This is a genomic window from Serratia sp. 3ACOL1 (genome assembly GCF_003668775.1).
Taxonomy (GTDB): Bacteria; Pseudomonadota; Gammaproteobacteria; order Enterobacterales; family Enterobacteriaceae; genus Chania; species Chania fonticola.
In genome coordinates this window covers 4,859,091-4,883,460 of the sequence record NZ_CP033055.1, presented here as the reverse complement: position 1 = coordinate 4,883,460, position 24,370 = coordinate 4,859,091, and the positions used below count along the sequence as shown (strand labels likewise).

Below are 24,370 nucleotides of genomic sequence, written 5' to 3'. Positions count from 1 at the left end.
GGATTGGGGGTTAAATATTTCCATCATCATTATTTAAAAAATTCATTTTTTGTTCATAAAATAGCATTGTTCGCTCAAATTATTATGTAATTACCCTAACAAACGGATAGCATGGACATTACAATAATACACCATATTTAATGAAAAATGAGTGGCAACAGGCGCACGTAAAGCACGCCTGTACCGCAGGAAAGCGGGGGTAGATATGAGAAACTTTTCCAGAAACCTGATGGTGGAGTGATCCTCAGGCGCGATAGAACGGCTTATCCCCCAGAATGGTTGCGCGGTGCATAATGCGCCGCTGAGGCAGGTAATCCGCGTTGGCATAATGCTGCGTAACCCGGTTATCCCAGATGGCAATATCGTTGGCCTGCCAGCGCCAGCGCACTTGAAACTCCGGCTTGGTGATATGCGCAAACAGGAAGTTCAGCAGAGCATCACTCTCCTTCGCCGCCAGATCGACAATCCGCGTAGTAAATCCTTCATTGACGAACAGCGCCTGCTTGCCGGTCACCGGATGGGTGCGGATCACCGGATGCAGCAACGGTGGATTTTTCTGCACGGCCAACTGCCAGCGCTGATGCTCTTCCTCACTGCCACGATGTTTATATTCGGGGAACGACTTGGTGAAGTCATGCTCCGCCTGCAACCCGACCAACAACTGTTTAAAGGGTGCAGACAACGCTTCATAAGCGGCAATCCCGCTAGCCCACAGCGTGTCGCCACCGGTCGTCGGCAGCTGCTTGGCGGCTAAAATCGCCCCCTGCGGCGGGTTTTCGATAAAGGTGACGTCGGTATGCCAGTTGTCGTTATCCGGCGGGTTATCGTCATGAGTATCCAGCACAATGATCTCCTCCACGTCGGGAGCATGTGGATACACCGGGTGAATATGCAGATCGCCGAAGCGCCCTGCCAGCTCACGCTGTTGTAGCGGTGTGATTGGCTGATCGCGCAGGAACAGCACCTGGTGTTTGAGCAAGGCATGGTAAAGCTGTTCAAACTGACCATCGCCCAGTGGTCGCGCCAGATTGACGTTTTCCACCAACGCGCCGATATATGGCCCCAACGGGGTAATTGCTAAACGTTCGTTCATTGCTGTACTCCATGCCAGGGGGTCAAGCGGCGCTGTAAGGCACGTAGCCCCAGCTCCAGACCAAATGCGATTATCGCAATCACGCTGATACCGGCGATCACCACGTCGGTCGCCAGAAACTCACCAGCGGACTGCACCATAAATCCCAGACCGCGCGTGGCGGCAATCAGTTCGGCGGCCACCAGCGTAGACCAGCCGACGCCCAGGCCAATACGGATGCCGGTCAGAATTTCCGGTAGCGCACTAGGCAACACCACAAAGCGCAGCAATTGCCAGCGGTTGGCTCCCAAAGCCTGCGCGGCACGAATGCGCACCTGCGCTACGCTGCGTACGCCTGCCACGGTCGAAAGCGTCACCGGGGCAAAAATCGCCAGGTAGATCAGTAGGATTTTCGAGGTTTCACCGATGCCAAACCAGATCACCATCAGCGGCAGATAGGCCAGCGGAGGTACCGGGCGATAAATTTCAATCAGGGGATCAAGCAGGCCACGTACTGTCTCACTTAGCCCCATCGCAATACCCACCGGGACACCGATCACCACAGCGGCCAGTAATGCCACCAGGATCCGCCCCAGACTGGCGGCCAGGTGTTGCCACAGCGTGGCATCCATAAAGCCTTGCGGGCTGGCAATGACCACCAACTGATGCAAGACCTGCTGCGGTGCGGGCAGAAATAACGGGCTGATCAGCTGCAAGGCGGTTACCGCCCACCAGACAGCCAATAGCACCAGCAAGGTTGCAGTGCTCAGCTTGAGGCTGCGCGGCAGCGTGAAACGAGATTGGCGCACCGCTGTCGGTACTGCGGCTTTCAGAACAGAATGCAGGCTCATAGCAAGGCCTCGCGCTGTTGGAACACCCGGCCCAGCACGTATTCACGCTGGGCGATAAACTCAGGATCGGACTTGATGGCGCGGCAAGCCTCTCCGGCGGCATAGCGCTGGCCAAAATTCAGCGATAAACGCTCCACCACCTGCCCAGGGCCAGGAGAAAGCAGTAACAGCTCGCTGGCCAGGAACACCGCTTCTTCGATGTCATGGGTGATCAGCAGCACCTGCTTGCCGGTATCGCGCCAAATGTTCAACAGCAGTTCCTGCATCTGTTCGCGAGTGAACGCGTCCAGTGCCCCGAAAGGCTCATCCAGCAGCAACAGCCGAGGGTCAGCAGCCAAGGCGCGAGCAATACCCACCCGCTGACGCATCCCACCGGACAGCTGCCAGATGAAGTGTTGCTCATAGCCGGTCAGCCCAACGCGTTGCAACATCTGCTGCGCCACCTTGCGGCGTTGCGGCTTGGCCACACCAGCCAGCTGTAAGCCAAACTCCACGTTATCCACCACGTTGCGCCACGGCAGTAAGCCTTCATGCTGGAAGACCACGCCCCGCTCGGCCCCCGGGCCTTTGACGGGGACATCATCCAGCGTAATGCTGCCTGCCGTTGGCTCAATAAACCCGGCGATCAAATTCAGCAACGTGGTCTTGCCGCAGCCAGAAGGCCCCAACACCACCACCAGTTGCCCTTTGGCTATCTGGAACGACACATCGCGCAGCGCCGCACGCCCCTGATAATCGGCCGAAAGATGGTTAACGTTTAGCATGGCGGATCCCTTACGACTGCGGCGCAGCCTGCACCTGTTTGACAAAGCGGTCGGTCACATAGGCGCTGTAATCACTGTCCACCTGCGGGATCTTGCCTTGTTGCTTAAGGAACTCGGCGGTATCACGAATGGCTTTATCTACCGGCAGGCCCAGTTGAGTGATCTGATCGGCGACCGGCAGGTAGCGGTTACCCTTGACCAGTTCCGGCACCTGTTCTGGCGGCACTCCGCTCAGGCGAGCCAGCGTGCTCAGGTTGCTTGAGTCTTTCAGCCACTGCTCCGGCTGTGCCAAATAGGCTTTCTGCGCTTGCAGGGCGCTGGCAGCAAACGCGGTGACAACTTCCGGATGCTGCTCGGCAAAGTCTTTACGCACAACCCACACGTCCAGCGTTGGTGAGCCCCACTGGCCAACCTGCTCGGAATCGGTCAGCACCTTGCCCTGTTTGGCGAGTTCATTGACCACCGGAGCCCATACATAAGCCCCGTCGATATCCCCACGCTGCCAGGCCGCCGCAATGGCTGGCGGCTGCAGGTTGAGAATTTGCACCTGGTCAGGTTTGATGCCCCAGTGTTTCAGGGAGGCCAGCAGGCTGTAGTGAGTGGTGGAAATGAACGGTACCGCAATGCGCTTACCGATCAGATCCTGGGGAGATTTGATGTCCTTTTTCACCACCAGCGCTTCGGAACTACCCAGCTGCGAGGCGATCAGGAACACTTCGATAGGGAGCTTCTGGCTGGCGGCCACGGCCAGCGGGCTGGAGCCTATATTGCCAATCTGCACATCGCCAGAGGCCAGCGCACGCAACACGCTGGAGCCGCTGTCGAACTTGCGCCAGTCAACGGTCGCGCCAGACTGTTTGGCAAAGCTGTTTTCCGCCTGCGCCACCTTGGCGGGTTCGGCGGATGTCTGGTAAGCCACGGTGACGTCCACTGCCTGGGCACTGGCCGCACCGAGCGATAAAGCCAACAATACTGCACTGCGTAATGAGAAAAGTTTGCTCGCCATGATCCGCTCCGTTGATAAAATTCTGTGCTGTGACCAACAGTTTTATCTGAGCGGCGCCAGGCAATAAAAGAATAAAAAAATCTTCTTTATTACTTATGGCGATATCAACTCCACCCACTCTCCTCCCGCACGGCTACTGCGCTGAGCGGCATCAATAAATGCCATCCCTTGCACGCCGGTTTCAATCCCTGGTAACAACGGTGCCGCCGTAGGACCATCACGCAAACAGCGGGCCGCTTCACGGTAAATCTGGCCAAACCCTTCTAAATAGCCCTCAGGATGTCCTGCGGGTACGCGGGCCAGCAGGCGGTTTTCTGCATGCTGAAATGCCGAGGCGCGGGTGATGCAATAGGCGGGCGCGTCAAAAGGCCGTATCCATAGCTGGTTCGGGTTTTCCTGGCAAAACTCCAGGCTGCCCTCACTGCCGTAAACTCGTAACTTCAGCCCATTCTCATGACCACAGGCCACCTGGCTTGCCCAGAGCCGGCCTTTGGCACCGTTGGCATAGCGCATCTGCACCCGCACATCGTCGTCCAGCTTGCGCCCCGCAATGAATGACGTCAGCTCAGCGCTGATCGCCTCAGGCAACATGCCACTGACAAACTCAGCCAGTTGCCAAGCGTGGGTACCTACGTCACCGATGCAGCCGGATCCAGCTTTTTCCGGCTGCGCACGCCAACCGGCCTGCTTGTTGTCGGTCAGCTCCAGCGGTTTTGCCAGCCACTGCTGCAGATATTCCACCTCGACGAAGCGGATCTCGCCCAACTCCCCCGCCAATACGCGGCTACGTGCCTCACGCACCAGCGGGTAGGCGCTGTAGTTATGGGTCAGGATCAGTTGTCTGCCGCTTTGGCGCACCGTTTGTGCCAGTTGCAGAGCCTCGGCATAAGAGGTGCATAACGGCTTATCGCAGATCACATCAATCCCTGCGTTGAGAAAGGCGCTGGCGACTGGAGCATGCAAATGATTCGGGGTCACGATCGCGACGACATCAATCCCATCCTCTCGTGCCGCTTCTGCCTGCGCCATCTGGTTAAAATCGGCATAGCAGCGATCCGGTTGCAGATGCAACAACGCCCCGGTGCGCAGACAGTTTTGCCTATCGGAGGAGAAAGCCCCGGCGACCAGCTCAAACTCATCATCCATCCGCGCCGCCAACCGATGTACCGCGCCGATAAACGCACCTTCACCGCCGCCCACCATTCCCAGCTTCAATCTCATGATGCATCCTCCACACCCAGCATGGCTCTGACTCGTGCCCGGTCAGTATCTACTGAGGCAAAATCATCAAAGGCCCGTTCCGCTACCGGAATAATATGGCGAGCGATAAAGGCGGCACCTTCGCGTGCCCCCGCCTCCGGCGACTTAAGGCAGCACTCCCATTCCAACGTAGCGACTCCAGGGAAGCCGTACTGCGTCAGCTTGCTGAAAATCGCTGGGAAGTCGATCTGCCCGTCCCCCAACGAGCGGAAGCGCCCAGGCCTTTCCGGCCACGGTTGGTAGCCCCCATACACGCCGCTGCGAGCATTGGGGCGGTACTCGGCATCTTTGACGTGAAACGCCCGGATACGTGGGTGATAACAATCGATAAAGCCCAGATAGTCCATCTGCTGCAAATGCAGATGGCTCGGATCATAGAGAATATGGCAGCGGGGATGGTTGCCGACCTTGGCCAGAAAGCGTTCAAAGGTCACGCCGTCATGTAAATCCTCCCCCGGATGTAGCTCATAGCACACATCTACACCAGCCCGATCGAAGGCGTCCAGGATCGGCAGCCAGCGCTTGGCCAACTGTTCGAAGGCCTCCTCCAGCAGTAACGCATTATGCGGCGGCCACGGATAGAAATAGGGCCACGCCAATGCCCCAGAAAAGGTCGCATGGGCCGTTAGCCCCAAGCGCTGCGAAGCCTGCGCCGCCAGCAGCAGTTGTTCCGTTGCCCAGGCCTGCCGCTGCTGAGGCTTGCCCCGGACTTCTGACGGAGCAAAGCCGTCAAAGGCCAGATCGTAGGCTGGATGGACGGCGACCAGTTGCCCTTGCAAATGCGTCGACAGCTCGCTGATACGGATGCCGTGCCGCCCAAGCCGGGCGACGATCTCATCACAATAGTCCTGGCTACGCGCCGCCAGTGCCAAATCGAAAATGGCTGGCTCCAACGTGGGGATCTGGACGCTGGTGAAGCCCAGCCCGGCAGCCCACTCCGCCAAACCATCCAGCGTATTAAACGGGGCCTGCTCGGCGATAAACTGCGCCAGAAACAATCCCGGCCCCTGCATCATCTTCATGCTTCTCTCCCTAATATCACCGTACGTTGGCTGCGTACCGCCTCGTCCGCCGCCAGCACCACCCGTAAGCTGTTCAACGCATCCTGAAGATGCTGATTGAGATCCAGCCCCTCACGAATAGCCTGTAAAAAGTACCGCTGTTCACTCAGACACAGCGCTAAATGGTCCGGCTCATCCTGACAGTCGATCCAGCGATCCGGCCGCGTAAAGCGGTTCTCGTCGTCCAGATCGGCATAATGCACCCGCAATGATTCGGTTTTGGTATGCCCCCCAACATCGTCAGAAGCCCTTTCGTGATGACGAGCCACGATCGAAACCGCGCCGCGCGGCCCAATGACGTCTTTCACAAAGTAGGCCGTTTCACTGATCATCGGCCCCCAGCCAGCTTCGTACCAGCCGATCGAACCGTCGGAAAAACGCACCTGTAGCTGGCCGTAGTTATACATCCCCTGCGGCAGGTCATCGGTCAGCCGGGCGCCGATAGCGCTCACGCTGATCGGCTCCGCCTGTGCCATCTGGCACATCACGTCCAGATAATGTACGCCGCAATCGACGATTGGCGACAATGACTGCATCAGGTTGCGATGCACATTCCACATCTGCCCGTGGCTTTGCTGGTTGAGGTTCATCCGCATCACCAAAGGCTTACCCAAACCCCGAGCGAGTTCCACAAACTGCTGCCAGGAGGGGTGATGGCGCAGGATATAGCCCACCACCACCTGTCGTTGTGCCTGATGGGCGGCAGCAATTACCCTTTCAGCCCCTGCTACCGTAGTGGCGAGCGGCTTTTCGATAAACAGATGACATCCCGCCGCCAGCGCCGCCAAGGCGTAGGCTTCGTGGGTATCCGGATAAGTGGTCAGGCACACGGCATCGGGCCGGGTTTGCGCCAGCGCCAACTCAAAGTCGCTAAAGGTGGGATAACCGCCCCCCAAGTGTTGATTGAGCAGCTCACGCGACTCGCCCCGAGCTACCAGCCCGCAGATTGTCACCCCTTCCATAGCGTGGTAAGCCTCGGCATGGGACGCCCCCATGTTGCCGCAGCCCACCACCAGCACCCGCAAATCAGCCATCGCGTTTCTCCCCTGCTGGAATATCCCGGTAGTTGAAGGTGAAGAAGAACAGCGCGGCGATCGCCAATGCGCCGAAGGCTGGATACCACCAGAAATGCTGCCATTGTGGCAACGCCGCAGCCCCTTCCGCCGTCACCATATGGTTAAACAGCGCACCGCTGATCTGCGAACCAATCAACATACCGATGCCGTAGGTGAACAGCACCAGCAGGCTTTGTGCCTGGCCTTTTACCTTGTCGCCCGCCACTTTATCGGTATAGATAAAGCCGATAACGAAGAAGAAGTCATAGCACATGCCATGCAGGATGATGCCGAGGTAGATCATCCAGCGCATTTCTTCGGTAATGCCCAGTGCAAACATCACGTAGCGCAGGAACCAGGAAAGCATGCCGATCATCAGCATGTACTTGATCCCCAAGCGGGCAAACAGGAACGGGATCAGCAGCATGAAGAACAGCTCAGACATTTGCCCCAGCGACATCACGCCACCCACGTTGGTGAAACCGGCCGCGGCAACGAACGGCGCGGCATAGGCGTAATACGCCGCCAACGGGATGGAGATCAGCGTGGCACAGATGATAAATACCAGGAAATGGCGCTGCTTGAGCATCGCGAAAGCATCCGCACACAGCAGATCGCGCATTTTTACTGGCTTGCCGCGTTCCGGTGCCGGGGTATGCGGCAGCGTAAAGCTGTAAATCGCCAATACCAACGAGGCTACGGCAGCCAGCGTAAAGATATCGGTACTGTCCGACAGGCCGCTGGTGCCAACGAGCAGCCCGGCAACAATCCAGCCAAAGGTGCCGAATGCCCGTACTACAGGGAAGGCTTTCTCGCTGTTACTCAGGCTGTAAAACGCCACGTTATTGCTCAGGGCAATGGTGGGCATGTAGCACAGCATATAGCCAAAGATGATCCACAGCAGCCCGCTGCCCTGCCCCTCGGCAAAGAACCCTGGCATCATCCACAGCAGGCCAGCCCCAATCAGGTGCAGCACGGCTAACACTTTTTGCGAGGCAAAGAAGCGATCGACCACCATGCCCAGCACAAAAGGCGACAGGATGGAGGCAATTGGCCCGGTGGAATAGGCATCGCCTATGATCGCGGCCAGGCCATATTTACCCATCACCACGCCGAGCGTGACGTACCAGGCCCCCCAGACAAAAAATTGCAGGAACATCATCAGTGCCAGCCGTGGCACCACCCATTTGAACGTGGCGCTTTTGGCCCCCAAGGCCTGGCTATCTGTTTGCATAACTCCCCCATCGGTGTTGGTTGGTTAATACGGCAACGACGCCGGTGCTAACCGCTTTCCGGCAAAAAGGACGGCATCACCACGCCGCCGGGTTGTTGCGCCTGGCCTTTCACCTGCGCGATATGTAATTCACAAATTCGTCCGCCCCAGCGCAGCAAAACCTGGCTAAGCGCGGAGCGCTCTGCGGGAACCAATACCACCGGTGTCGTACCGCGATGATGGCGATCGAGCATCCAGCCAAGTAACTCCAGGGCGATCTCTTCGCTATGGCAGCACCCCGGCCCCAACATACGGGAGGCCGGATGCGCCACCGAGGCCAGATAACCGCCGATGCGATCGTCCAACTCCCAGACGGCAACCCGCCACAGTCCACTGATGTCATTGAGGAAATAATCGATATCGCGCTGGCGTTCGATGCCCAGTATTTCGCGCTCCAGCTCCAGGATGGCGGGCAGGTCGTCAAGCCGGGCTGCCCGTACCTGGCCGCGAGTCAGGCGTGGGTAAGCAAATCCCTGGCTCGGCACCGGGACCGCCATATCCTGATAGAGGGCATACGGGGTAAATCCCCCGCGCTGGTAGAGCGAATAGGAATCCAGGTTCAGCGCGCTGGAAAGCAAACGAACCGGTAAGCCACCCGCCAGTTCATCGGCCTTGGCCAACAAACGGCTGGCAATCCTGCGGCCAAAATAATCGGGATGAACATTCATGATGCCCAACCCCAAATGAGTTTCACGCGGGTGGAAAAAGCAGGAGCCACAGATTGCCCCTTGTTGATCGCGCGCAATCCAGTGGTGGCCCTCATCCAACTGCTGGTAAACATCAACAAACAGGCCGCAACTTTCCGGCCCGGCAGAGAAGATGTCGCCCAACCCGTGGCGCTGATACCAGGCATTGGTTGAGCAATGGATCAGAGCAGCAATCTCGCTGCGATCCTCTGCCTGCGCTAGCTGAAGCTGTATCTCCATCTGCCACCTCCTATTGCGTCGGTCTTTCGGGATTTCGCGGCAAAAGCCAAAATGAAATCGATTACATTTAGCTGATGAATAAAATGTAATCGATTTCTTTTTTTCGGCAACCCGATTAAGCTAGATAAAAGCGTCGAGAAGAGAGATCTGTAATCGGCGTCACAAATTGCCCGTAGGGATCAGATTGATGCCAAATTGGCAATGAGGCTAAATGTGTCGAGGTCGAATATATACGACCGTAGGGGCGCCGCATGCTGCGCCCGTTTAACAGCAACACAGCCTCTACATAGTGTGCATTGCCATATAGTAGGCAGAAGGAAAAGCAAACCATGTCGATAGCAAAGGTGGCGAAAATCGCTGGCGTCTCAGCGGCCACCGTCTCACGGGTGTTGAACGGCCAACAGATCGTCAAACCAGCCACTCGCGATAAGGTCCTGGCGGCGATCCGCGCATGTGACTATCAACCCAACCTGCTGGCACGCCAGCTGCGCACTGCCCGCAGCGGGATGCTGCTGGTACTGGTGTCCAATATCACCAACCCCTTTTGCTCCCTGGTGGTACGCGGTATCGAAGAAGAAGCCGAACGCCACGGTTACCATATTCTGCTGTGCAACTCGGAATCCAACCCCACCCGTGAATCCGCTTACCTCAGCCTGCTAAGTGGCAAGGTAGTCGACGGCGTGATCACTATGGATGCCATCAGCTGTTTGCCGGGGCTGACCGCCATGATCGGTGATTTCCCCTGGGTGCAATGCGGCGAAGGGGATACCCAATTCCGCGCCTCCTCCGTCACCATCGATAATCACCAGGCCGCCATGGCCGGTGTGCAGCACCTGGCAGCCAAAGGCCGCCAGCGGATCGCGTTGCTCAATGGTGATATGCGTTACCTGTATTCACAGCAACGGGAACAGGGCTACCGGCAGGCGTTGGCCGAGCTGGGGCTGGACTATTGCCGGGTGGAATACGTCGAAGGGCTGGATTACGCCGCTGGAGCCAAGGCGATGAGTGATTTGCTGGCAGACGGGCCACGGCCAGATGCGGTATTTGCCATTTCGGATGTGATTGCCGGAGGCGCGATGAGTGCCTTGCACCAGCAGGGCTTGCGTATTCCAGAAGATATCGCGGTGATGGGATTTGACGGTGTTCCGTTTGGCAGCATCACCACTCCGCCGCTAACCACCATCGTACAGCCCATGCATCAGTTCGGCGTGCGTAGCGTGCAGTTGCTGCTGGAGAAAATTCAGGGCCAACAGTTGCCCCCTTGCCACGACGTGCTGGATTGGCAACTGCTGGAACGGAGTTCAACCTGAAAGAGAACCACGCAAGAAGATGCGCGCGTAGCCACCCAGCAACGTACGTTCTCCTTGCTGCTCGCAGAACAACTCGCCGCCGCGTGATGACAGCTGCTTAGCATGCAATACGTGGCGGCCAAGGCGCGCCGTCCAGTAAGGCATCAGTATGCAATGGGCGGAGCCGGTGACCGGATCTTCGCTGCGATCCATTGAGAAATAGCGCGAGACAAAATCCACCTCATCACCCGGAGCCGTGACGATCACGCCGCAACCCACGTGGTCGATCAGCTCGGGGATCGCAGGTTGTACCGCCCTGACCTGCGCCTCATCGGCCAATACCGCCATCAGCGACTGGGCTCGCCACACTTCCTGCGGTTGCACACCGAGTAAAGCGGCCAACTGTGGCGGTTCAGCAATTTTCTGTGGTGGGCGAGAAGGGAAATCCAGGATCAGCCGTTCACCGTCGGCCGCATCGCGTTTGACATACAGCTCACCGCTTGCGGAACGGAAACGGATATCGCTCAACCCCGGGTTGACCACGTTTAACAGCACATGCGCCGTGGCCAAAGTAGCATGCCCGCACAGATCCACTTCCCGCGTTGGCGTGAACCAGCGGATCGCATACATGTCGCCATCCTGCCAGACGAAGCTGGTTTCCGGCAGGAATAGTTCATTGGCGATAGCCTGCATCTGCGCCGTTTCCAGCGGTTGTTGCAGCAGGCAGACACCGGCCGGGTTGCCCCGCAGCCCTTCGCCAATAAAGGCATCAACATGGAAATAGTTTTCGGCCATTACAGTTCCTTAATGCCAAATCAGTAATACACAGGCGGCGGTTAACAGCCCCATCGACACGTTAAAGATTATCCAGGCTTTCTTGCTGCGCAGCAGGCGGCCAATCACCGAACCAAAACCCAACCAGATGATCCCGGCAACGATGTTGACGGCAAAGATACCGAAGGCGATGGCCAGAATCGAGTGGTTGTATTTATCCCCCGCCATGCTAAAGCTCGCCACCGCCCCCAGCGCCATCAGCCAGGCTTTGGGGTTGAGGAATTGCAACAGCCAGCCTTGGTACAGGCGCACCGGCTTCGGTGGCGGCGCGTCGGTTTCCAGCTTTTCATAGGCTGCCGTCGCTACTTTCCACGCCAGCCACAACAGATAAAGGCTACCGAGGATTTTCAGGATCAGGTGCAAGGAAGGATAAATCAGGATCAACCCACCAACGCCAAATGCTACCAACACCAGGATACTTTGCATGCCCAACATGATGCCGATCATCAGCCATAATGAACGCATAAAGCCGAAATTGGCCCCTGAGGTGGTGAGCAACATATTGTTGGGGCCAGGGGTGATCGCGGCCACCCACAGGAAGCCTAGCATCGAAAGAAATAAACTCAGTTCCATGAAGCGGGTGCTCCTCACCCAAATGACTTTTTTGCAGTATGATTGCTAATACATGTGTTTGAAGCTAACAGTGCGGTTCGGATCACACAATAGCCGCCAACAAGAATTTTATTCATTATGTATGAATCCTTTCGCCCCCTGACCGGGGCCAGTAATCCACACCTGCAAACCCTGCTGCCACGGCTGGTGCGCCGCCGCATACAGCTGCAACCCCATTGGCAGCGGCTGGAGTTGCCGGACGGCGATTTCGTCGATCTGGCCTGGAGTGAAGATCCGCAACTGGCGCGCGATAAACCTCGCGTGGTGCTGTTCCATGGATTAGAGGGTAATTTCTACAGCCCTTACGCACATGGGCTGCTCAATGCCTGGCGCGAGCAAGGCTGGTTGGGCGTGGTGATGCATTTCCGTGGTTGCAGCGGCGTGCCCAACCGTAAGCAACGCATCTACCATTCCGGTGAAACGGAAGATGCCCGCTTCTTCCTGCGCTGGCTACGTGACAGCTTTGGCGAAGTGCCAACGGCGGCGGTCGGGATTTCCCTGGGCGGCAATATGCTGGCCTATTATCTGGCCCAACAGGGCAATGACAGCCTGCTACAGGCGGCAGTGGTCGTTTCCGCCCCGCTGATGCTGGAACCTTGCTCGCTCCGCATGGAACAGGGATTCTCACGCGTTTATCAGCGCTACCTGCTGGGCCAACTCAAGCAAAATGCCACCCGCAAGCTGCTGCACTATCCAGGCACCTTGCCGTTGGATCTGTCGCAACTGAACAAGCTGCGGCGCATTCGCGAGTTTGATGATGTGATCACCTCGCGCATTCACGGCTTCAGCGATGCGGTCGATTACTATCGCCGTTGCAGCGCCCTGCCGCTATTGCCGCAGATCACCACGCCGCTGCTGATCATTCACGCTAAAGACGATCCGTTTATGACCGATGCGGTGATCCCCGACCTCGCCAGCCTGCCACCTAATATCGAATATCAGCTGACGGAGTGCGGTGGCCACGTCGGCTTTGTCGGCGGCACCTTGAAAAAACCGCAAATGTGGCTGGAGCAACGTATCCCGGCCTGGCTTTCTCCTTTTTTGGAACCCACCAAGTGATTATTCCCTGGCAAGAAATTGAACAAGAGACTCTCAACAGCCTGATAGAATCCTTTGTATTACGCGAAGGAACCGACTACGGCGAGCACGAACGTTCGCTGGAACAGAAGGTCGACGACGTGCGCCGCCAGTTGAAAAGCGGCGAAGTGGTGCTGGTGTGGTCAGAGCTACATGAAACCGTCAACATCATGCCTCGCGGGCAGATCCGCGCCGGGCAGGAGGAAATTTAGTCTTATTGCGCGCTATGACTGAGGGAAAAAATCAGGTAACAATGCAGTATTGCAAACCAACGCGCACAATTTCGCCTTGGGCGAAAGGGTATCAGCCATACTAAAAATCTCATTCTGAGCCTGCGCATTTAATACGGAGTGACCCTCGATCATGTCTGCCAAACATCCCGTTATCGCGGTGACCGGTTCCAGCGGTGCCGGCACCACCACCACCAGCCTGGCGTTCCGCAAGATTTTTCAGCAGCTAAACCTGCGCGCTGCCCAGCTGGAAGGCGACAGCTTCCACCGTTACACCCGGCCGGAAATGGATGCGGCAATTCGTAAAGCCCGCGATATGGGGCGCCATATCAGCTACTTCGGCCCGGAAGCCAACGACTTTGGCCTGCTGGAGCAGAGCTTTATCGAATACGGCAAGAACGGCACCGGCCGCTCACGTAAATATCTTCATACCTACGACGAGGCGGTGCCTTACAACCAGGTTCCTGGCACCTTCACGCCTTGGGAGCCACTGCCCGCCCCCACGGATGTCCTGTTCTACGAAGGGCTGCACGGCGGCGTAGTGGCCGATCAGATCGACGTAGCCAAACATGTCGACCTGCTGGTCGGCGTGGTGCCGATCGTCAACCTGGAGTGGATCCAGAAGCTGATCCGCGATACCGGCGAGCGTGGCCATTCCCGTGAGGCGGTGATGGACTCGGTAGTCCGTTCGATGGAGGATTACATCAGCTACATCACGCCACAGTTCTCGCGCACCCATATCAACTTCCAGCGCGTCCCGACGGTGGACACCTCCAACCCGTTTGCCGCCAAGGCGATCCCTTCTCTGGACGAAAGCCTGGTGGTGATCCACTTCCGCGGTCTGGATCAGATCGACTTCCCTTACCTACTGGCGATGCTGCAAGGATCGTTTATCTCGCATATCAATACGCTGGTGGTGCCGGGTGGTAAAATGGGGCTGGCAATGGAGCTGATTATGGCACCGCTGGTGCAGCGGCTGATGGAAGGCAAGAAGATCGAATAAGTTATCGGGCGCGGCTAATCTCCGCGCCCGCCGTCGTTAGCGCATCAACAGGTGGCGGATAAAACCGACGTGCAGTTTCACGCCGATCTGCATCGCCGCCTCATCCAGTTTAAAACGGGGATTATGCACGCCATAAGTGGCACCGATCGCCTCGTTGCCGCTGCCGATAAACAGGAAGCACCCCGGCACTTTCTCCTGATAGGAGGAGAAATCCTCGCTGCCAAACATCGCGCTGGTCAATTCCCGCAACGCCTGTGGCCCCACGGCTTCGGCCACCACCTCGCGCGCAATGGCGCAGGCATCAGGGTGGTTATTACCGATGGTATAGCCACGCGTCCAGTCAACCTTGTAGCTGGCACCGTGCGCCTGGCTGATCCCAGCGACGGTTTGCTCAACCAACAGCGGCACCCGATCACGGACTTCCTGATTATGAGTGCGTAGCGTTCCTGCCAACCGAGCGCTGTCTGGAATGACGTTATAGCTGTCACCTGCCTGGAAGGTTGCCACCGTCAACACCGGGGCATTTAACGGATCAAGCTTACGTGCCACGATCTGCTGCAAAGCACTAACGATCTCCGCACCAATCGGCACCGGATCGATACACAGATGCGGCATCGAGCCATGCCCACCCTTACCCTGCAATACAATGTCGAAGTTATCGCTGGAGCCACTGAACACGCCCTGCTTCATCCCCACCTCACCGGTCGGGAAGTTGGGCATGACATGCAGGCCGAAGATCATCTTCACGCCATCCAGAACCCCCAGGTCTACCAGCTGTTGGGCTCCGCCCGGTGGCACTTCTTCAGCATGCTGGAAGATAAAACGCACCGAGCCTTGCAGCTGCGCCTGCAACTGGCACAGCACGCTGGCCGCGCCTAGCAACATCGCGCTGTGGGCATCATGGCCGCAGGCATGCATCACCCCTGGCCGGGTCGAGCAGAAAGGCTCGTCGCTTTCCTCCTGGATCGGCAAGGCGTCAATATCGGCACGCAATGCATAGCACGGCCCCGGCGCTGCGCCCTGCAATTCGGCAACCACGCTATTCGGCGTAGGACGGGTGATCTTCAACGGACCAAGGTTAGCCAGTTGTCCGGCGATGTAATCTGCCGTCTGCGCCTCTTGAAATGACAACTCCGGATTCGCATGCATATGACGCCGCCACTGCAATACCTGTTGTTCCACGCCGTCAATCAGTTGTTCAATGTTCATGTTCATACTCCTTAATTCAGTGCCGGTTGGCGTGCTTTGCCCGCCAATGGCAGGATCACCAGCCCGGAAACCACCATAGCCAGTGCCAAAAAGATAAACGTCGTCATGTAGTTGTGGCTGATGGTGATCAGATATCCCATGGCGATAGGGGCCACAAAGCCACCCAAGGTGCCGCCGGTGTTAATCAGCCCCATCGCTGCCCCCATCACTTCCGTAGGCAAGCGCTTCATAGGCAAGGTAAACACCGTGACGAACGAGGCCATCAGGAAGATATAACCCAGGAACAAGAACAGGCTGGCCGTCAGAGCCGATTCGCTGGTAAACACCAGCCAGATGCACAAGGCGCTGAGCAGGGAACTGAAGAAGATCACCCACGGCTCATGCCCTTGCAGGTAGCGCCCGACCAGCCAGCCGGTGCCGAGTGAGGAGATCCAGATCCCCAGACCGCCGGCTGCCACCACCATGCTGGAGACGTCAAGCGGCATTCCGCGCTGCTGTACCAGGAATTTCGGCAGCCAGGCCATCAGGCCGTACGACGGGATGTTGATACAGAAAATCGCCACAAACAGCAGCAGCACGATTGGGTTTTTCAGCAGAGCCTTATAGTTGGCTGCGGCTGCCCCAGCTTTGGCGGGCGCCACCTGTGGCGGATTGGGCACCAGCCACAAGATGCAGGCGGCAATCAAGAATGCCAACAGGCCAAGCGCAGAGAACGACCCACGCCAGCCGATGTGATCCAGGCAATAGACCACGACCAGCGGCCCGACGGTCATCGCCAACCCGGCGGAGGACAGCAGAATGGACTGCGCGAAGGTGCGCTGTTCCAGTGGGAAGTTCGCCACCACCGCCTTGGCGCAGGAACACGGATAGCCGGAGTGGCCAATGCCGGACAGGAAGCGGAACGTCACCAGCAGGCCCAGGCCGAACCCCAGAATGCCAAAGCACAGGGCGAATCCCCCCAGCAGCAGTAACGAACTGCACAGCACTTTCTTAAAGCCAAAGCGGTCATTGAGCCAGCCCGCCGGTATCTGGAACAGGGAATACGCCAGGAAAAACATCCCGGTAATGTAGCCCAGCTGTTCCGGCTGTAGATTGAACTCGCGTTCGATAGGTAACAGCGCAAAACCCATCACGGTTTTATCGATGTACACCACGACATAGCCCACAAACAGCAAAAAAATCATTAGCGAACGATTTTTCATCGCCGATATTCCTTTAAGTTATCACCCAGGCTGCCCACCAGCGTGGCGGGCGTAGTTTAATAATGTGATCCAGGTCACTTTATAGTTTTAATAACAGTCACTTACAACAACATGCTGAAATTATCGCCTTTTGCCGAGCGGCATAAGATACAATTTTGTAAGGGGTGATGCTTTTTATTGATAGGGTGGGAAATGCGCTATTTACCGAAGTTACAGCAGTTGAAAGTCTTCCAGCAGGTGATCCGCAGCGGCAGTATTCGCGGGGCGGCACGCGCGCTGGAGCAATCTCAACCGGCGGTGAGCCGCACCATCCGTGAACTGGAACAGATCCTGGAAACCCAGTTGATCAATCGCAGCAGTCAGGGAATGACGCTGACCGAAACCGGGCGCGCCTTCGCCCTGCGAATGCAGTTGATCCTGGAGGAATTGCAGCGCGCCGCCGACGAGATCCAGCAGTTGAATCAGCATTCGCAAGGTAACGTCGCCATTGGCTGCTCTTCGCTACTCGCCCTGACGGTATTACCGGAACTGGTCGAAGCCTTTAAACAGCCATTTCCGCAGGCCAATCTCCTAATCCGCGAGGCGCAGCTTTCTACGCTACTGCCAGCATTGCGCGAAGGTCGCCTGGATTTTGCCGTGGGTACCGTCAGCCCGGAACTTCCGCTGGAGGATCTGGTGCGTGAACCGCTGTTCAACGCCTCTTTTTGCATTATCGCACGCCAGGGGCACCCACTGGCGCAGGCAACCTCGCTGGACGAGCTGCGTGAGGCCAAGTGGTTATTACCGGAAACCGATATGGGATATTACCAACAGTTGCGCGCGGTACTAGGCACCTTCTATCAGCAATTGAGTCGCTCGCCCATTCGCTCGGACTCGGTGACCTGTGGTTTGAATATGGTGTTGGAGGCGGATTATTTGACTATCGTGGCGCAGGCGATGAGTACACCGTTCCATTTGCAGCATCGGCTGGTGACATTGCCTATCGACACGCTGCCGCAGGCTCAATACTGCGTACTGTATTCACAGAAATCGCCGCTAACCGTGACGGCACGGCGATTTCTTGATTTATTGCGTGCCCACTGCCTGCGCTACCCTTGGTAGGATCAGGCCACTTCGCGGATTTCGAAGCTGTGGGTAATGCTGGCGGCTTTACCCAGCATCAAGGAGACGGAGCAGTATTTCTCGGCGGAAAGATCCACCGCGCGCTCGACAATCTTATCGGTCAGCCCTTTGCCGGTGACGATAAAATGCAGATTGATATGGGTAAACAGACGCGGTGCTTCTTCACGACGCTCGGAGGTCAGTTTTACCTCACAGTCACGCACATCGTTACGCCCTTTTTGCAGGATCGACACCACATCGATGGCGCTACAGCCGCCGACGGACATCAACACCATTTCCATCGGGCTTGGCGCTTTATCGCCAGCATTGCCATCCATCAAAACCTGGTGACCAGACGCAGACTCACCCAGGAATGTCAGCCCTTCTACCCACTTAACTCTTGCCTGCATGTTACACACTCCGGTTAATTTCTTAAAAACAGGGTACGCTTTCGCATACATTCTGGCAACGTAACCTGACGCTAATCATGCTGAAGCGAGACAACACAAGACACCCGCCTCACTCTGTGCTACAAACAGAGCCGCAATAACTCTTTCCAGGTCACCGATTTCAGGGATATGTCCAAGGAAAGGCCCCTATATTGGTTTGTTAACAGAATGTAGCTTGCAGCTCTCCCTGCAAGTTAATATGCTAGAGCACAAGCGTATTTCTATAACACGCCTCAAAACCTGTTGATAGCCACAATTAAAACACCGGGCTATAAGCACGTTTTACAGGGAACTCTGACCCCTGTGATACAAGGCAGCGATAACAACAGAGGATAACAGCGAATGGTTCTCGGCAAACCGCAAACAGACCCGACTCTCGAATGGTTCCTGTCTCATTGCCATATCCACAAATATCCATCGAAGAGTACGCTTATTCACCAAGGTGAAAAGGCCGAAACGCTTTACTACATCGTCAAAGGCTCCGTCGCGGTGCTGATTAAAGATGAAGAAGGCAAAGAGATGATCCTGTCCTACCTTAACCAGGGGGATTTCATCGGCGAGCTAGGATTATTTGAAGAAGGCCAGGAGCGTAGCGCCTGGGTACGGGCCAAAACCGCCTGTGAAGTGGCTGAAATTTCCTACAAGAAATTCCGCCAGTTGATCCAGGTTAACCCGGATATCCTGATGCGCCTGTCCGCACAGATGGCTAACCGCCTGCAAGTCACCTCAGAGAAAGTGGGTAACCTCGCCTTCCTTGACGTTACCGGCCGCATTGCACAGACCTTGCTGAACCTGGCAAAACAGCCTGATGCCATGACTCACCCAGACGGCATGCAGATCAAAATCACCCGCCAGGAAATTGGCCAAATCGTCGGTTGCTCACGTGAAACCGTCGGTCGTATTTTGAAAATGCTCGAAGATCAAAACCTGATCTCCGCGCACGGCAAAACCATTGTCGTGTACGGTACGCGTTAATCCCCAGAGAAACGGTGCAGCAATGCGCCGTTTCTTTACCTGCTGAATAGCCAACCATGTGGCGCCGCCTGATCTACCACCCGGAAGTCAACTACGCACTGCGGCAAACGCTGGTGTTGTGCCTGCCGGTGGCGTTTGGTTTACTGATTGGCAACCTGCAACTCGGCATGCTGTTCTCGTTGGTGCCCGCCTGCTGCAACATTGCCGGGCTGGATACGCCGCACAAACGCTTTTTCAAACGCCTGGTCGTGGGCGGCTCCCTGTTCGCACTCAGTAGCCTTCTGCTGCAACAAGCCTTGCTGTGGGATCTGCCGTTACCCTTGCTGATGCTGGCAATGGCGCTGTTGCTCGGCGTAAGCGGTGAGATCAGTCCGCTGCACGCACGCCTGCTACCAGCCGCATTGGTCGCCGCCATCTTTTCCCTCAGCATGGTAGGCACCGTGCCAATCTGGCATGCCCCTTTGCTGTATATCGTCGGCACCGCCTGGTACGGGCTGTTTACCTGGGCCTGGTTCAAGCTGTGGAAAGAGCAGCCGATGCGCGAATCCCTAAGCCAGCTGTATATGCAGCTGGCCGACTATTTTGAAGCCAAATACTCATTACTGACGCAGCACACCGATCCTGAAACGGCCCTGCCCCCGTTGTTGCAGCGCCAGCAGAAAGTGATGGACCTGATCAGTCTGCTATACCAACAGCTTAATTTCCTGCCCCATGCCAATAATCTGGAGCAAAAGCGCCTGCGACGTACGTTTCAGGTGGCGCTCGATTTGCAAGAGCACATCACCGTCAGCCTGCATCTGCCGGAAGAAGTGCAAAAGCTGGTGGAGCAAAGCCAGGCCGAAGCGATTATCCGCCGCAACGCCCAGGTGATCGCCACGCGCCTGCGGGTGGTGGCCGACGATATTCTCTATCATCGGCACTCTGCGCGTTTCAGCATGAAGAATGAGCTGGCGGCGCTGGAAAAAGTGGCCTCACAGCACGCTGATAACCCGGTTGGGCAGTTCTGCTATTACCACTTCAGCCGCATCGCGCGCCTGCTACGCACTCAGCACCCACTGTACCGCCGCAATCTGATGGCCAATCAGTCACGCCTGCCTTTCTGGCCTGCGGTGGTGAGCTATCTATCGTTTAAATCCAACGCCCTGCGCAACGCCGCCAGGCTGGGGGTCATTCTGGCGGCCGGCAGCAGCCTGGGCATGCTGTTCAACCTGCCAAAACCCTATTGGATCTTGCTGACCATCATGCTGGTCAGCCAAAACGGCTATAACGCCACGCGGGTGAGGATCCAGCACCGTGCCCTCGGCACGTTAGCCGGGCTGGTGATTGCCGCTGGACTGTTGCAACTACAGATGCCGGAAAGCGTGACGCTGAGTATCATGTTGGCCATCACCCTGGCGGCCTATCTGATCCTGCGGAAAAACTACGGGCTGGCGGTGATGGGCTTCACCGTGACCGCCGTCTACACCTTGCAGCTGTTGGCGCTGAACGGTACCCATTTCCTGGTTCCCCGCCTGATCGATACCCTTATCGGCTGCGTACTGGTGTTTGGCGGCACGATCTGGCTATGGCCGCAGTGGCAGAGTGGCCTGCTGCGTAAAAACGCTCATCAGGCTCTGGAGCACGATCAGACGGCACTGCGACTCTTGCTGGAAGAACAGGAACCCGATCCCAGCGAACTGGCCTACACGCGCATGCAGGTCAATCAGGCGCATAACGCCCTGTTTACCTCGCTCAATCAGGCGATGCAGGAACCGGGGTTTGAATCGAATTATCTGGCTGATATGCGGCTGTGGATCACCCATAACCAGTTTATTGTTGAACACCTGAATGCGATGACCATTCTGGCGCGCGAGCACTATATGCTGACGCCAAAGCTGGCGCAGGAGTATCTGCAGACCTGTGAGATCGCCTTGCAGAGCTGCCAGCAGCGGTTGGAATATGACGGCCCGAGTACCAGCAACAGCATCATGCAGCCGCCAGACCTGCACCCGGACATGCCGGTCACCGAGATGGAACGACATCTGCGGCGGATCCTTTCTCACCTGACCGTGATGCATACCATATCGTCACTGGCGTGGCGCCAGCGCCCACATCATGGGATCTGGCTGAAGCGCAAACTGCGGGAAAGCTGAGGTTAGCGCGACCGCAGCCCCGCAGACTTGATTAGCCGTTAATCACATCCTGTACGGCCAATTCGAACAGCGCCATGCCTTCGTCGATATCTTTCAGCTCAACCACCAACGAAGGAGCAAAACGGATCACGTTTGGCCCGGCGTTGAGGATCATCAAGCCACGTGCAGCGGCGGCAGTGAGGAAATCGCGCGCTTTACCGTGATAGCCCACCTTCAGTTCCGCACCGATCAACAGCCCCATGCCACGAATATCGCTGAACACATCGTATTTCTTACCGATCTCCTGCAAAGCCTGAACAAACAGCCCACGACGCTGCTCAATCCCGCTTAGCACCTCTGGCGTGTTGATCACATCCAACGCTGCCTCTGCCACCGCACAGGCCAGTGGGTTGCCGCCGTAGGTGGTGCCGTGGGTGCCAACCTGCATCACCGAGGCAATCTCTTCGGTGGTCAGCATCGCACTCACCGGGAAACCGCCGCCCAGCGCTTTAGCGGTGGTGAGGATGTCTGGCGTAATGCCGTAATGCATATAGGTAAACAGCTTGCCGCTACGGCCCATACCGCTTTGCACTTCATCAAACACCAGCAGCGCCTGATGTTGGTCGCAAAGTTCACGTACGCCCTTGAGGAAGACAGGATCGGCAGCGGTAATGCCCCCTTCACCCTGAATAGGCTCCATCACTACCGCACAGGTGTGATCGTCCATCACCGCTTTCACCGCGGCCAGATCGTTGAAAGGTACATGCACGATATCGGCCGGTTTCGGCCCAAAGCCGTCGGAATATTTTGGCTGCCCGCCCACGGAAACGGTGAACAGCGTACGGCCATGGAAAGCGTTATTAAACGCGATAATCTTGGTTTTATACGGGCTATGACGGGTGATGGCGTAATGACGAGCGAGCTTGAAAGCCGCTTCGTTAGCCTCCGCACCCGAGTTGGCGAAAAACACCCGGTCGGCGAAGGTGGCAGCGATCAATTTACTGGCCAGGCGCAGCGCGGGCTCATTGGTGAACACGTTGCTGGTATGCCACAGGGTTTCGCCCTGCTGCTTTAAAGCCTCAACCAGTGCCGGATGGCAGTGCCCCAACGCAGTCACCGCGATGCCACCAGAGAAGTCGATATACTCTTTCCCCTGCTGATCCCATACGCGGCTCCCTTTGCCCTTCACCGGCACAAACTGGGCGGGTGCATAAACAGGCAGGATAACCTGATCAAAGGTGCTGCGGGTAACTGCGGTTTTTTCGGTCATTACTGGCTCCAGGCGGCTAACTATCAAGTGAAAATATAATCACAAAATATGCATAAAAAACCAACCAAGGGCAAGCTTAAAAAACCACTAACGGCTAACTTCCAAGGAAATTACCCAGCAGTTGGTGCCCCTGTTCGCTGAGAATGCTCTCCGGGTGGAACTGCACACCCTCCAGCGCCAGCGTCCGGTGGCGGATCCCCATGATCTCATCCCGTTCGCCGTCACGTTCGCTCCAGGCGGTCACCTCAAAGCACTCCGGCAACGTCGCAGCATCCAGGATCAGTGAATGGTAGCGGGTGACGGTCAGTGGATTATTCAATCCCTTGAACACGCCGAGATTTTGATGGCGGATAGCAGAGGTTTTGCCGTGCATCACCTCCCGGGCACGAACCACGTCGGCGCCAAACGCCTGGCCCAACGCCTGATGACCAAGGCAGACACCAAGGATCGGCAGCTTACCGGCAAAATGGCGAATGGCAGCCAGCGAGATGCCCGCCTCATTTGGCGTACAGGGGCCAGGGGAGATCACCAGATGCTGCGGTGCCAGCCGCTCGATATCGGCCAGTTGCAGTTCATCGTTACGCTTCACCAGCACTTCTGCACCCAGTTCGCAGAAGTACTGATAGAGGTTGTAGGTAAAAGAGTCGTAGTTATCGATCAGCAGCAGCATGTTTAAATGAACTTAGTATGAAGGATCGTTACGGTCGCCCGTATCAAATAGCTAGATAGCCGAGTTTATCTAACCTTCGCCGTTACACCTATAGCCACGTTCGAACAGTACTCCATAAAGACGGACAGTTTTGCTGATTTGAAAACGTTGAATCAGCCAAAAAAGAGAGTAATCTAGCACCAAGTGCTATAGTTAAGGTAACAGGATGTCAACCTAATGCGCGTATTTAAAACCAAATGGTTTGCCAAAACGGCCGAATCTCATGGCATCAAAGATAGGGAATTATGCCGGGCTATTGACGCAGTGATAGAAGGGAAAGCCGATGACCTCGGAGGCGGAGTATACAAGAAGCGCCTAAGGGAGAATCGTGATCGCGCCATAATATTAGCCAAAGGCGGAGTGCATTGGTTTTACACGTTCCTGTATGCTAAACAGGATATGGTCAACATCGATAAACGTGAACTTGCTGGATTTCGAGAGTTAGCAAAGTACTACGCGGTACTTACAGATGAAAAGATTATGGCATTGATTACAAATAAAGAGCTGGTGGAGATTTGTCATGACCGCAAAAAGTAAATTCAAAAGTCCTGCGTTTGAAGCCATCCATAGTGCAGCTTCTGGGTTATTCAGCGTTGATGCCATCCCGCAGGAGACAATGCGTAGCTTCGATCAAGCCTGCATCAGCAGTGTCAAAGATCTTCAACCACTTGAAATCAAAGCATTGCGAGAAAAACTCAATGTCAGCCAGCCAGTCTTTGCCCGTTATCTGAACACCAGCGTTTCTACAGTACAAAAATGGGAAAGCGGTGCAAAACGCCCCAGTGGCCTGTCGTTGAAGTTACTTACCGTGGTCCTGAAACATGGGCTTAAGGTGTTGATTTAATGACTTGCTCAATCATCCAGTTTCACACCAAGCATCCTGAGCAGTTTTAGGGCTTTAGCCTGGAAATTGCTCAGATGCTATCAGAGAAATTTGTGAGGCAAGCCATTTCGCAGACACTGTCTGCGAAATCTGCTCTGACTGCCAAGTTTGAAACCGCTGGCAAAGCTAAACGGACGCAGTATTCTGC

At 56.3% G+C, this 24,370-nt stretch carries 25 protein-coding genes and 1 pseudogene; 10 read left to right on the top strand and 16 right to left on the bottom strand.

Annotated elements, in window-relative coordinates:
- Positions 1 to 151 precede the first annotated feature (151 nt).
- Positions 152 to 241: pseudogene (locus D9980_RS27355) on the top strand (NUDIX hydrolase); the annotation flags it as partial.
- Positions 242 to 244: 3 nt separating this feature from the next.
- On the opposite strand, the gene tauD reads toward D9980_RS27355, so the two are convergent.
- From tauD to D9980_RS21955, 9 genes are all read right to left on the bottom strand, one after another.
- Positions 245 to 1,093 (bottom strand): taurine dioxygenase, encoded by an 849-nt coding sequence (gene tauD, locus D9980_RS21995; protein WP_121608449.1) that lies wholly within the window; start codon positions 1,091 to 1,093, stop codon positions 245 to 247.
- A complete protein-coding gene (gene tauC / locus D9980_RS21990) occupies positions 1,090 to 1,923 on the bottom strand; it encodes a taurine ABC transporter permease TauC (protein ID WP_024482702.1) in 834 nt (277 codons plus the stop codon). Before tauC ends, tauD begins: the two co-directional genes overlap by 4 nt.
- Positions 1,920 to 2,687, bottom strand: coding sequence for a taurine ABC transporter ATP-binding subunit (tauB, locus tag D9980_RS21985; RefSeq protein WP_121608448.1), 768 nt, complete (start codon positions 2,685 to 2,687; stop codon positions 1,920 to 1,922). The genes tauC and tauB overlap by 4 nt, the downstream gene beginning before the upstream one ends.
- Positions 2,688 to 2,697: 10 nt before the next feature.
- Positions 2,698 to 3,693: a taurine ABC transporter substrate-binding protein gene (gene tauA, locus D9980_RS21980; RefSeq protein ID WP_121608447.1), complete on the bottom strand. Its 996-nt coding sequence runs from the start codon at positions 3,691 to 3,693 to the stop codon at positions 2,698 to 2,700.
- Positions 3,694 to 3,786: 93 nt separating this feature from the next.
- Complete coding sequence (locus D9980_RS21975; RefSeq protein ID WP_121608446.1) at positions 3,787 to 4,914, bottom strand: Gfo/Idh/MocA family protein; 1,128 nt, start codon at positions 4,912 to 4,914, stop codon at positions 3,787 to 3,789.
- Positions 4,911 to 5,975: a sugar phosphate isomerase/epimerase gene (locus D9980_RS21970; protein WP_121608445.1), complete on the bottom strand. Its 1,065-nt coding sequence runs from the start codon at positions 5,973 to 5,975 to the stop codon at positions 4,911 to 4,913. The genes D9980_RS21975 and D9980_RS21970 overlap by 4 nt, the downstream gene beginning before the upstream one ends.
- The gene (locus D9980_RS21965) at positions 5,972 to 7,048 is read right to left on the bottom strand and encodes a Gfo/Idh/MocA family protein (protein WP_121608444.1); all 1,077 of its coding nucleotides are present in this window, start codon (positions 7,046 to 7,048) and stop codon (positions 5,972 to 5,974) included. The genes D9980_RS21970 and D9980_RS21965 overlap by 4 nt, the downstream gene beginning before the upstream one ends.
- Complete coding sequence (locus D9980_RS21960; protein WP_121608443.1) at positions 7,041 to 8,303, bottom strand: MFS transporter; 1,263 nt, start codon at positions 8,301 to 8,303, stop codon at positions 7,041 to 7,043. Before D9980_RS21960 ends, D9980_RS21965 begins: the two co-directional genes overlap by 8 nt.
- 47 nt (positions 8,304 to 8,350) lie before the next feature.
- Entirely contained in the window at positions 8,351 to 9,268 is a 918-nt protein-coding gene (locus D9980_RS21955; protein WP_121608442.1) for a GNAT family N-acetyltransferase, read from the bottom strand.
- A gap of 329 nt (positions 9,269 to 9,597) precedes the next feature.
- Here D9980_RS21955 and D9980_RS21950 point away from each other — a divergent pair, with 329 nt between their 5' ends.
- Positions 9,598 to 10,578, top strand: a complete 981-nt coding sequence (locus tag D9980_RS21950) for a LacI family DNA-binding transcriptional regulator (RefSeq protein WP_121608441.1) — start codon at positions 9,598 to 9,600, stop codon at positions 10,576 to 10,578.
- On the opposite strand, the gene D9980_RS21945 is transcribed toward D9980_RS21950, so the two are convergent.
- A complete protein-coding gene (locus tag D9980_RS21945) occupies positions 10,570 to 11,352 on the bottom strand; it encodes a PhzF family phenazine biosynthesis protein (RefSeq protein WP_121608440.1) in 783 nt (260 codons plus the stop codon). The two genes, D9980_RS21950 and D9980_RS21945, sit on opposite strands and share 9 nt — an antisense overlap.
- Positions 11,353 to 11,361: 9 nt before the next feature.
- On the bottom strand, positions 11,362 to 11,964 hold the full coding sequence (locus D9980_RS21940; RefSeq protein WP_121608439.1) for a LysE family translocator: 603 nt from the start codon (positions 11,962 to 11,964) through the stop codon (positions 11,362 to 11,364).
- A gap of 117 nt (positions 11,965 to 12,081) precedes the next feature.
- On the opposite strand from D9980_RS21940, the gene D9980_RS21935 reads away from it, so the two are divergent.
- From D9980_RS21935 to D9980_RS21925, 3 genes are all read left to right on the top strand, one after another.
- A complete protein-coding gene (locus D9980_RS21935) occupies positions 12,082 to 13,062 on the top strand; it encodes a hydrolase (RefSeq protein WP_121608438.1) in 981 nt (326 codons plus the stop codon).
- On the top strand, positions 13,059 to 13,292 hold the full coding sequence (locus D9980_RS21930) for a YheU family protein (protein WP_021808044.1): 234 nt from the start codon (positions 13,059 to 13,061) through the stop codon (positions 13,290 to 13,292). The genes D9980_RS21935 and D9980_RS21930 overlap by 4 nt, the downstream gene beginning before the upstream one ends.
- 151 nt (positions 13,293 to 13,443) lie before the next feature.
- Positions 13,444 to 14,313, top strand: coding sequence for a phosphoribulokinase (locus D9980_RS21925; RefSeq protein WP_021808045.1), 870 nt, complete (start codon positions 13,444 to 13,446; stop codon positions 14,311 to 14,313).
- A gap of 36 nt (positions 14,314 to 14,349) precedes the next feature.
- Here the strand turns inward: D9980_RS21925 and D9980_RS21920 are convergent, their stop codons facing one another.
- Entirely contained in the window at positions 14,350 to 15,528 is a 1,179-nt protein-coding gene (locus tag D9980_RS21920) for an amidohydrolase (RefSeq protein WP_121608437.1), read from the bottom strand.
- 5 nt (positions 15,529 to 15,533) lie between these two features.
- A complete protein-coding gene (locus D9980_RS21915; protein ID WP_121608436.1) occupies positions 15,534 to 16,724 on the bottom strand; it encodes an MFS transporter in 1,191 nt (396 codons plus the stop codon).
- Positions 16,725 to 16,916: 192 nt separating this feature from the next.
- Here D9980_RS21915 and D9980_RS21910 point away from each other — a divergent pair, with 192 nt between their 5' ends.
- Entirely contained in the window at positions 16,917 to 17,825 is a 909-nt protein-coding gene (locus D9980_RS21910) for a LysR substrate-binding domain-containing protein (protein ID WP_121608435.1), read from the top strand.
- Between the two features lie 2 nt (positions 17,826 to 17,827).
- Here the strand turns inward: D9980_RS21910 and D9980_RS21905 are convergent, their stop codons facing one another.
- On the bottom strand, positions 17,828 to 18,235 hold the full coding sequence (locus tag D9980_RS21905; RefSeq protein WP_021181673.1) for an OsmC family protein: 408 nt from the start codon (positions 18,233 to 18,235) through the stop codon (positions 17,828 to 17,830).
- 381 nt (positions 18,236 to 18,616) lie between these two features.
- Between D9980_RS21905 and crp the strand changes: the two genes are divergently transcribed.
- Together crp and D9980_RS21895 are read left to right on the top strand one after the other, a co-directional pair.
- A complete protein-coding gene (crp, locus tag D9980_RS21900; RefSeq protein WP_005969523.1) occupies positions 18,617 to 19,249 on the top strand; it encodes a cAMP-activated global transcriptional regulator CRP in 633 nt (210 codons plus the stop codon).
- A gap of 56 nt (positions 19,250 to 19,305) precedes the next feature.
- The gene (locus tag D9980_RS21895) at positions 19,306 to 21,381 is read left to right on the top strand and encodes a YccS/YhfK family putative transporter (protein WP_121608434.1); all 2,076 of its coding nucleotides are present in this window, start codon (positions 19,306 to 19,308) and stop codon (positions 21,379 to 21,381) included.
- Positions 21,382 to 21,412: 31 nt separating this feature from the next.
- Here D9980_RS21895 and D9980_RS21890 read toward each other — a convergent pair whose 3' ends face one another.
- Both D9980_RS21890 and D9980_RS21885 read right to left on the bottom strand, forming a co-directional pair.
- Positions 21,413 to 22,630, bottom strand: a complete 1,218-nt coding sequence (locus D9980_RS21890; protein WP_059199471.1) for an aspartate aminotransferase family protein — start codon at positions 22,628 to 22,630, stop codon at positions 21,413 to 21,415.
- 94 nt (positions 22,631 to 22,724) lie between these two features.
- Positions 22,725 to 23,300 (bottom strand): aminodeoxychorismate synthase component II, encoded by a 576-nt coding sequence (locus tag D9980_RS21885; RefSeq protein ID WP_059199470.1) that lies wholly within the window; start codon positions 23,298 to 23,300, stop codon positions 22,725 to 22,727.
- A gap of 216 nt (positions 23,301 to 23,516) precedes the next feature.
- On the opposite strand from D9980_RS21885, the gene D9980_RS21880 reads away from it, so the two are divergent.
- Together D9980_RS21880 and D9980_RS21875 are read left to right on the top strand one after the other, a co-directional pair.
- On the top strand, positions 23,517 to 23,876 hold the full coding sequence (locus D9980_RS21880) for a type II toxin-antitoxin system RelE/ParE family toxin (RefSeq protein ID WP_121608433.1): 360 nt from the start codon (positions 23,517 to 23,519) through the stop codon (positions 23,874 to 23,876).
- Complete coding sequence (locus D9980_RS21875) at positions 23,860 to 24,183, top strand: DNA-binding transcriptional regulator (RefSeq protein WP_021181678.1); 324 nt, start codon at positions 23,860 to 23,862, stop codon at positions 24,181 to 24,183. Before D9980_RS21880 ends, D9980_RS21875 begins: the two co-directional genes overlap by 17 nt.
- Positions 24,184 to 24,370 lie beyond the last annotated feature (187 nt).